Source organism: Phocaeicola sp. RTP21359st1_B8_RTP21360_211022, from assembly GCF_040911965.1.
Lineage (GTDB): Bacteria > Bacteroidota > Bacteroidia > Bacteroidales > Bacteroidaceae > Phocaeicola > Phocaeicola vulgatus.
In genome coordinates this window covers 1-9,698 of the sequence record NZ_JBDFXP010000083.1, presented here as the reverse complement: position 1 = coordinate 9,698, position 9,698 = coordinate 1, and the positions used below count along the sequence as shown (strand labels likewise).

Genomic DNA, 9,698 nt, shown 5'->3' with positions numbered 1-9,698 from the left:
TCTACCGTTTTTTCGGCTCAGTTTGAAAACTTGGGGGAATTAGTTAAAAGCCTTATCTTTCCCGTGGGTGTGGATACCTTTCCCACGGAACTGTCTGGAAGGCTCCGCCATGTCTTTTCTCCGGCAGGGGCAGGTCCGGAAGTTTTGCTCTGTAGGGGACGATGTTCATAAAGTGAGTTTATTTATGTCAATTCAATTTGCCTCTATATCTAAAGTGATCTATATCTTTGCAGATACACTTCTATAGAGATACTTGTAGATATATATTCCTATAAACTGTTACTCTAAAAGTAGAATAAATAAAAAATCGTAGTTTATATAATGAAAAAACTTTCATTTTTATTTTGCTTTTAGAAAATAATCTCTACCTTTGCAACGTTTTAGATAAAATAAGAGATAAACAATGAACCAAGGATTTATACATATTTTGCTATGCGGCATTATTATTCTACTGGCAAAGTCAGCGGGAAGTGAGTGTTGTGCATAAAAGTATGTGTGAACAATGATATACGAAAGCCTTTCTCACTTCCCTGTGTGAAAGGTTTTTTTTATGAATATAATAATGGTAAAATATAAAATTGAAATTTATGAGTGACAGATTATTTATTTTTGATACCACTCTTCGTGATGGCGAACAGGTTCCGGGATGTCAGTTGAATACAGTGGAAAAGATTCAGGTGGCTAAGCAGTTGGAAGCTTTGGGAGTGGATGTGATTGAGGCAGGATTTCCTATTTCAAGTCCGGGTGATTTCAATTCAGTAATTGAAATTTCTAAGGCTGTTACTTGGCCAACCATTTGTGCGCTGACTCGTGCAGTTGAAAAAGATATCGACGTAGCTGCTGACGCATTGAAGTTTGCCAAGCACAAACGTATCCATACTGGCATTGGAACTTCAGATTCTCATATCAAATATAAATTCAATTCTACTCGTGAAGAAATTATTGAACGTGCTGTGGCTGCTGTGAAATATGCACGTCGTTATGTAGATGATGTGGAATTTTATGCGGAAGATGCAGGACGTACGGATAATGAATACTTGGCTCGTGTGGTAGAAGCTGTTATTAAAGCGGGAGCGACAGTGGTGAATATACCTGATACTACAGGTTATTGCTTGCCTGAAGAGTATGGGGCGAAAATTAAATATTTGGTAGATCATGTAGATGGTATCGATAAGGCTATTATTTCTACTCATTGTCATAATGATTTGGGTATGGCTACTGCCAATACGATTAGTGGTGTGTTAAATGGAGCACGTCAGGTAGAAGTGACTATCAATGGCATTGGAGAACGTGCCGGTAACACTTCCTTGGAAGAGGTGGCAATGATTGTCAAATGCCATAATGATATTAATATTCAGACAAACATCAATACCCAGAAGATTTATCCGACTAGTCGTATGGTATCAAGTTTGATGAATATGCCGGTTCAGCCGAACAAGGCAATTGTGGGACGTAATGCTTTTGCACATTCATCCGGTATCCATCAAGATGGTGTTTTAAAAAACGTACAAACATACGAAATTATTGACCCGAAGGATGTGGGCATTGATGATAATGCTATTGTTTTGACTGCTCGTAGCGGACGTGCTGCGTTAAAACATCGTCTTCATGTTTTGGGAGTCGAACTGGAACAGGACAAATTGGATAAGGTATATGAGGATTTCTTAAAACTGGCTGATAAGAAGAAAGATATCACGGATGATGATATTCTGGTATTGGCAGGTGCAGATAGAAGTGTTAATAACCATATAAAATTGGATTACTTGCAGGTAACAAGCGGAGTGGGCGTTCGTTCGGTGGCAAGTTTAGGACTGAATATTGCAGGAGAGCACTTTGAAGCTGCTGCCAGTGGAAATGGACCGGTAGATGCTGCTATCAAGGCTTTGAAAAAAATTATTGACCGCCACATGGTATTGAAGGAATTTACGATCCAGGCTATCAGTAAAGGTAGTGATGATATGGGTAAAGTACACATGCAGGTGGAATATGACGGACAGATGTACTATGGTTTCGGAGCGAATACAGATATTATCGCTGCATCAGTAGAAGCATATATTGATTGTATCAACAAGTTTAAAAGATAATAATACGTAATACAAAAATGGCTAACACATTATTTGATAAGATTTGGGACGCCCATGTGGTACAAAAGGTTGAGGAGGGACCTACTCAACTTTATATAGACAGGCTTTATTGTCATGAAGTAACTAGTCCGCAGGCTTTTGCGGGACTGCGCGCACGCGGGGTGAAAGTCTTTCGTCCGGATCATGTATATTGTATGCCGGATCACAATACTCCGACACATGACCAGGATAAACCGATTGAGGATCCGGTTTCTAAAACACAGGTAGATACTTTGGCAAAGAATGCCAAAGATTTCGGCTTGGCTCATTTCGGTATGATGGATAAAAGAAATGGTATTATTCATGTAGTAGGTCCGGAAAGAGGGCTGACTTTGCCGGGGATGACAATTGTTTGTGGTGACTCGCATACTTCTACCCATGGTGCGATGGGAGCTGTTGCTTTCGGTATTGGAACCAGTGAAGTAGAAATGGTGTTGGCTTCACAATGTATCTTACAATCTCGTCCGAAAACTATGCGTATCACTATTGATGGTGAACTGGGTAAAGGAGTGACGGCGAAAGACATGGCTCTCTATATGATGTCTAAGATGACAACCAGTGGTGCTACTGGATTCTTCGTGGAATATGCCGGTTCGGCTGTCCGTAACTTGAGTATGGAAGGTCGTCTGACTTTATGTAATCTGAGTATTGAAATGGGGGCACGTGGTGGCATGGTTGCTCCTGATGAAGTGACTTTTGAATATATAAAAGGCAGGGAACATGCTCCGAAAGGTGTGGATTGGGATAAAGCGGTGTCTCATTGGAAAACATTAAAGAGTGATGATGATGCTGTATTTGATAAAGAAATTCGTTTTGATGCAGCAGATATTCAGCCGATGATTACATATGGAACGAATCCAGGAATGGGTATGGGAATCACTGAGCATATTCCGGTAGATGATAAAAGTGCTTCTTTTAAAAAGTCTTTGGACTATATGGGCTTTCAGCCGGGCGAATCCTTGCTAGGTAAGAAAATTGATTATGTATTTTTGGGTGCTTGCACTAACGGACGAATTGAGGACTTCCGCGCCTTTACCTCTTTAGTGAGAGGGAAAAAGAAAGCAGATCATGTGACTGCATGGCTGGTTCCGGGATCATGGATGGTAGATGCACAGATTCGTGAAGAAGGTTTGGACAAAATCTTGGAGGAGGCAGGTTTTGCCATCCGTCAACCGGGATGTTCTGCTTGTCTGGCTATGAATGATGATAAGATTCCGGCCGGAAAGTATTCGGTATCTACTAGTAACCGTAATTTTGAAGGACGCCAGGGACCGGGTGCTCGCACGTTGCTTGCCAGTCCGCTGGTAGCTGCTGCTGCGGCGGTGACCGGTGTTGTAACAGATCCTAGAGAACTAATTTAAAAATGCGAAGACAATGAAACAGAAATTCAATATCATAACAAGCACTTGCGTACCCCTTCCTTTAGAGAATGTGGACACAGACCAAATTATTCCGGCCCGTTTCTTAAAGGCGACAACTCGTGAAGAGAAATTCTTTGGTGATAATCTGTTCCGTGACTGGCGCTACAATCCGGATGGTTCTCTGAACAAGGATTTTGTATTGAATAATCCTACTTACGGTGGACAAATCCTTGTAGCGGGAAAGAATTTCGGTTCTGGTTCCAGCCGTGAACATGCAGCATGGGCTATCGCCGGATATGGTTTCCGGGTAGTTGTGTCCAGTTTCTTTGCTGATATTCATAAGAATAATGAATTAAATAATTTTGTACTTCCGGTGGTGGTGAGTGAAGGATTTTTGAAGGAACTTTTTGATTCAATTCATGCAGATCCGAAAATGGAAGTGGAAGTAAATCTGCCCGAACAGACTATAACCAATAAGGCTACAGGTAAAAGCGAACATTTTGAAATTAATGCATACAAGAAACATTGTTTGATGAACGGATTGGATGATATCGACTTTTTGCTGACCAACAAAGACAAGATAGAAGCATGGGAAAAAGCGTCAAAATAGAAATCATGGATACAACACTCCGCGATGGTGAACAAACCAGCGGAGTATCTTTTGTGCCCCATGAAAAATTGATGATTGCCCGATTGCTATTGGAAGATTTAAAGGTAGACAGGGTAGAGGTTGCCTCGGCCCGTGTATCGGATGGCGAATTTGAAGCCGTTAAAATGATATGTGACTGGGCTGCCCGCCGGAATTTGCTTCACAAAGTGGAGGTGCTCGGATTTGTGGATGGCCGTACTTCTGTAGATTGGATACAACGTACAGGATGCAGGGTAATTAACTTATTGTGTAAAGGTTCGTTGAAACATTGTACACAGCAGTTGAAGAAAACACCTGAAGAACATATTGAAGATATTGTGAATGTGGTGCGTTATGCCGATGAACTGGATATTGCAGTTAATGTATATCTGGAAGATTGGAGTAACGGAATGAAGGATTCTTCTGACTATGTATTCCAGTTGATGGACGGATTGAAGGATACCAGTATCAAACGGTATATGTTACCGGATACATTGGGTATCTTGAATCCTTTGCAAGTGATTGAATTCATGCGGAAGATGAAAAAACGTTATCCTCATACTCATTTTGATTTCCATGCGCATAATGATTATGACTTGGCTGTGAGTAATGTACTTGCTGCTGTGCTGAGTGGGGTTAAAGGACTTCATACTACTATCAATGGATTAGGGGAACGTGCAGGAAATGCACCGCTTGCCAGTGTTCAAGCTATTCTGAAGGATCATTTTAATGCTTTGACCAATATCGACGAAAGCCGTCTGAATGATGTGAGCCGAGTGGTGGAATCTTATTCTGGTATTGTTATTCCTGCCAACAAGCCGATTGTGGGTGAGAATGTGTTTACGCAAGTGGCCGGCGTTCATGCCGACGGTGATAACAAGAATAATCTTTATTGCAATGATTTGTTGCCGGAACGATTCGGACGTAAACGTGAGTATGCGTTGGGCAAGACTAGTGGCAAAGCCAATATCCGTAAAAATCTGGAGGATTTGGGACTTGATTTAGATGAAGAATCCATGCGTAAGGTAACGGAACGTATTATCGAACTGGGTGACAAGAAGGAATTGGTTACTCAGGAAGATTTGCCTTATATTGTTTCCGATGTGCTGAAGCATGGAGTGGTAAGCGAAAGTGTAAAACTGAAAAGTTATATTGTGACACTGGCGCATGGATTGAAGCCGATGGCTACTGTAAAAATAGAGATTAACGGAAAAGAGTTTGAGGAGAATTCCAGCGGTGACGGTCAGTATGACGCTTTTGTGCGTGCATTGCGTAAAATTTATAAAGTGACATTAGGGCGTAAATTCCCTATGTTGACCAATTATGCGGTAAGTATTCCTCCTGGGGGCCGTACAGATGCATTTGTGCAAACAGTAATAACTTGGAGTTTTGAAGAAAAAGTATTCCGTACTCGTGGGCTGGATGCTGACCAGACGGAGGCTGCTATCAAGGCTACCATGAAAATGCTGAATATAATAGAAAATGAATATGAAAATAATAATGGTTAGTGATTAGTGGTTAGTGGTTAATGAACAGTGTCGTCAGATTTCATTAACCGCCAACTATTAATCACTGACCGCTAACCATTAATCACTAAAAAAATGGATTTTAAAATTGCAGTTTTAGCCGGTGACGGTATCGGACCGGAGATTTCAGTGCAAGGCGTTGATGTGATGAACGCTGTTTGTGAGAAGTTTGGCCATAAAGTAAGTTATGAATACGCGATCTGTGGTGCAGATGCGATAGATAAAGTAGGTGATCCGTTTCCCGAAGCTACTTTTCAGGCTTGTAAGAATGCCGATGCAGTGCTTTTCTCGGCTGTAGGCGACCCTAAATTTGATAATGATCCTACAGCAAAGGTTCGTCCGGAGCAAGGTTTGCTGGCTATGCGTAAAAAATTAGGTTTGTTTGCCAATATCCGTCCTGTGCAGACTTTCAAATGCTTGGTTCATAAGTCTCCGTTGCGCGCCGAATTGGTGGAAAATGCCGATTTTATCTGTATTCGTGAACTGACCGGAGGGATGTACTTCGGTGAAAAATATCAGGATAATGATAAGGCATATGATACCAATATGTATACCCGTCCGGAGATTGAGCGTATTTTAAAAGTGGCTTTTGAATATGCCATGAAGCGCCGTAAGCATCTTACTGTAGTTGATAAGGCAAATGTGCTGGCATCTTCACGTCTGTGGAGGCAGATTGCACAAGAGATGGCTCCTCAGTATCCGGAAGTGACTACAGACTATATGTTTGTGGATAATGCTGCCATGAAGATGCTTCAGGATCCTTGTTTCTTTGACGTGATGGTGACTGAGAATACATTTGGTGATATTCTGACAGATGAAGGCTCTGTTATCAGTGGCTCTATGGGATTACTTCCTTCTGCTTCTACGGGTGAAAGCACTCCGGTATTCGAACCTATTCACGGTTCATGGCCACAGGCTAAAGGATTGAATATTGCCAATCCATTGGCTCAAATCCTATCGGTGGCCATGCTGTTTGAGTATTTTGATCTTAAGGAGGAAGGCACCTTGATTCGTAAGGCTGTAGATGCTTCTTTGGATGAAAATGTGCGTACTCCGGAAATTCAGGTTGAAGGTGGGGCCAAGTATGGTACTAAGGAAGTGGGTTCCTGGATTGTGGATTATATCAAGAAAGCATAGAATTTTATAGGTTTTTTACGGAGAATCAGAAGTGAATGCCATTTTACTTCTGATTCTTTATTTTTATTGGATAAGAAAAAGTATATTTGATGCTGCAAATAAAACAAAGATAATAATTGAAAGACATTCAGATGAAGAATTTAGTTTATGCTTTGGTAGGAGCTGGTTTTATGATTGCCTGCCAGCCTTCGGACCAACCGGAAATCAGCGGTATGCTGACTGGTATCGAGAGTGATACATTATTGGTACAATCTTTTCCTGTAAATGATCGTGATAGTCGTAGGACAGATACGATTGCCATGCAAAATGGAAGTTTTGCTTTTAATTTAGGTGATAGTGTATTGAAACAGGTTTATATTTATGGTAAACCGTCAGTGAAACCCAATGAGGATGGCAGTATACCTGCCATATCGATGAAAGCTGTAAATTTTTTGCTGTTGCCTGGCCAACCTATAAAAATTTCAGGTTCATTGGATGAATATAAATTGGAGGGAGGTTCCTTTTATGATGATTATAATGAAGTGTTGGAGGACTGTAAAGCATATAGTCATAAAATAGATTCATTGAATGTAGTCTGTATGGATATGGAGAAAAAAGGAATACCCGGAGATTCTATCCGTAAAGTTTATGCTTCAGCAAAAGAATGGTATGGAAATATTTTAAAAATAAAAAGTGACTATGTTAGGCAGAATCCGGATAAAGATGTATCAGTATATGTAATGTCACAGTTGACAAGGGACCAGTTGGGGGATGCTTTTAATGTTTTGACTGACCGGGTAAAGGAAGGAATGATGGCTCCTTTATATCAGAGAATGAGAGAAGGATATGAGAAAGAACTGGCTCGCGATAAAGCAAAAGAAGCAATGAAACCAGGTAATCCTGCTCCGGAATTTACTTTGAAGGATTTGGATGGAAAGAATTTTGACTTATCTTCTCTGAGAGGTAAATATGTAGTGCTTGATTTCTGGGGAAGCTGGTGTGGATGGTGCATAAAAGGAATTCCCGAAATGAAAAAGGCATATGAAAAATACAAGGGAAAAATAGAATTTGTAGGGATTGACTGCAATGATACAGAGGATAAATGGAAAAAAGCAGTAGCTGAGCATCAATTGCCGTGGATTAATGTACGCAATATAGGTGAACCGGATGTGGCGGTGATGTATGGAGTAAGTGGTTATCCCACTAAATATGTGATTGATCCTGAAGGGAAAATTGCTAAACAGGTAGTTGGCGAGGATCCCGAATTTTATATGTATCTGGACGCATTGATGAAATGATGAAAGGTTCCGGATAATTATGAATAACAGAGGTGTGCCATTATTTGAACACACCTCTGTTGTTTAATTTAGAATTTTTTTACGCGTATATGACAGTAAGGTTCTCCTCCCGTTTTATCGTAATAGTGCTGATGATAGTCTTCTGCTTCCCAAAATTTCTCGGCAGGGCGTAATTTGGTATTGACTCTATGACCTTTCGAGCGAAGCAGTTCGATGACCTCTTCAGCTTCGGATTTTTGTTTTTCATCCATGTAGAAAATCATACTCCGATATTGCGGTCCGAGGTCAGGACCTATTCCATCGGTTTGTGAAGGATCATGTATTTCAAAAAAAAGTTTGCACAAATCCACATAAGAAACCATGTCGGCGTCATAATCTACAAAAATAGCTTCTACATGGTGGGTCATGTGGGCTTTTACCTGAGTATATGTGGGGTTGGCTTCCGGACCACCTGTATAACCGACTGTAGTGTTTAGTACACCCGGAATACGTTCGAACTGATGTTGTACGCCCCAGAAGCATCCGGCGGCGAATATCGCTTTTTCTACTTTCATGTTCTTTATTCTTTTAAAATTGTATGCCAAATATACGGAATACCCTTTAAAACGAGAAACCTACCTTATGCTTTTTTTAATTAAACTAAAGGAATATCGTTAAAGATTCCTCTACCTTTGCAACCGGAATTAATTAATATAGAAAATCGGATGAAACAGATCGTATGTTATCTTATGTTGCTATGTGCATGTATGCAGTTGCAGGCGCAAACTTACGATGAGCTGATAACCTGTGCGTTGGATGCGGCAAAAAACGACAGTTTGACAAAATCAGAAATTTTGTTCAAACAGGCATTGAAGATGGATCCTGCCAATATGCGTAATGCTTTATTGTTTACTAATCTAGGAACGGTCCAGCGGAGATTGGGGAAAATAGATGATGCTATTGATTCGTACACGTTATCCTTGAATATTACTCCATATTCTGTTGTTACATTGCTCAATCGTGCTTCACTCTATTTGGAGAAAAATTTGTTTGACAGGGCTTATGTGGATTATTGCAATGTGATTGATATAGATAAGACAAATAAGGAAGCGTTACTTTTCCGGGCTTATATTTATATGCAACGTAGGGATTATAAGGGAGCGAGAATAGATTATAATACTTTATTACAGGAGGAACCGGGGAATAATACTGCACGTTTGGGCAGGGCACTTTTAAATCAGAAGGAGTTGAAGTATCGTGAATCTTTAGAAGATTTTAACAAATTGGTTTCCGATAATCCCAGAGATGTTTCTTATTTGAAAGCTCGCGCTACATTGGCTGTAGAAATGAATACGCCTGATTTGGCTTTATTGGATTTGGAGGAGGCCGCCAAACTGGCACCGGACGATGCGGAAATTTATGTGATGTGTGGTGAGATTTATTTAAGTCAGAAGAAAAAAAGAGAAGCGTATGTTGCTTTTGAAAAAGCAATAGAGTTGGGAGTTCCCCGACCGGAATTACAGGATAAGCTGAAAGCAAGTAAGTAAAAATACGAACAGGATTATTGTCAGACAATCATCATGCTTTTACAAGAGGCTGTCTCAAAATAGAGTTGAGATGGCCTCTTTTGTTTCATCTCCAATTGAAGTCATTTGGATTTTTCTCAA

Annotated in this window: 8 protein-coding genes; 7 read left to right on the top strand and 1 reads right to left on the bottom strand. The window is 40.5% G+C overall.

What is annotated here, in order from left to right; translation table 11 throughout:
• Positions 1-587: 587 nt before the first annotated feature.
• From AB5062_RS22035 to AB5062_RS22010, 6 genes are all read left to right on the top strand, one after another.
• Positions 588-2,084: a 2-isopropylmalate synthase gene (locus AB5062_RS22035; RefSeq protein WP_005840837.1), complete on the top strand. Its 1,497-nt coding sequence runs from the start codon at positions 588-590 to the stop codon at positions 2,082-2,084.
• A 17-nt stretch (positions 2,085-2,101) separates the two neighbouring features.
• Entirely contained in the window at positions 2,102-3,484 is a 1,383-nt protein-coding gene (gene leuC / locus AB5062_RS22030; RefSeq protein ID WP_032953654.1) for a 3-isopropylmalate dehydratase large subunit, read from the top strand.
• 13 nt (positions 3,485-3,497) lie between these two features.
• Positions 3,498-4,094, top strand: a complete 597-nt coding sequence (gene leuD / locus AB5062_RS22025) for a 3-isopropylmalate dehydratase small subunit (protein ID WP_005848913.1) — start codon at positions 3,498-3,500, stop codon at positions 4,092-4,094.
• Positions 4,073-5,620, top strand: coding sequence for an alpha-isopropylmalate synthase regulatory domain-containing protein (locus AB5062_RS22020; RefSeq protein WP_005840844.1), 1,548 nt, complete (start codon positions 4,073-4,075; stop codon positions 5,618-5,620). Before leuD ends, AB5062_RS22020 begins: the two co-directional genes overlap by 22 nt.
• Positions 5,621-5,713: 93 nt before the next feature.
• Positions 5,714-6,775, top strand: coding sequence for a 3-isopropylmalate dehydrogenase (leuB, locus tag AB5062_RS22015; RefSeq protein WP_005840846.1), 1,062 nt, complete (start codon positions 5,714-5,716; stop codon positions 6,773-6,775).
• 131 nt (positions 6,776-6,906) lie between these two features.
• A complete protein-coding gene (locus tag AB5062_RS22010) occupies positions 6,907-8,052 on the top strand; it encodes a TlpA disulfide reductase family protein (protein ID WP_008667929.1) in 1,146 nt (381 codons plus the stop codon).
• A 68-nt stretch (positions 8,053-8,120) separates the two neighbouring features.
• Here AB5062_RS22010 and msrA read toward each other — a convergent pair whose 3' ends face one another.
• Complete coding sequence (gene msrA / locus AB5062_RS22005) at positions 8,121-8,606, bottom strand: peptide-methionine (S)-S-oxide reductase MsrA (protein ID WP_005848903.1); 486 nt, start codon at positions 8,604-8,606, stop codon at positions 8,121-8,123.
• Between the two features lie 117 nt (positions 8,607-8,723).
• Here msrA and AB5062_RS22000 point away from each other — a divergent pair, with 117 nt between their 5' ends.
• Positions 8,724-9,578 carry a lipopolysaccharide assembly protein LapB gene (locus AB5062_RS22000; RefSeq protein WP_005842232.1) on the top strand — a complete coding sequence of 285 codons (855 nt, stop codon included), beginning with the start codon at positions 8,724-8,726 and terminating at the stop codon, positions 9,576-9,578.
• Positions 9,579-9,698 lie beyond the last annotated feature (120 nt).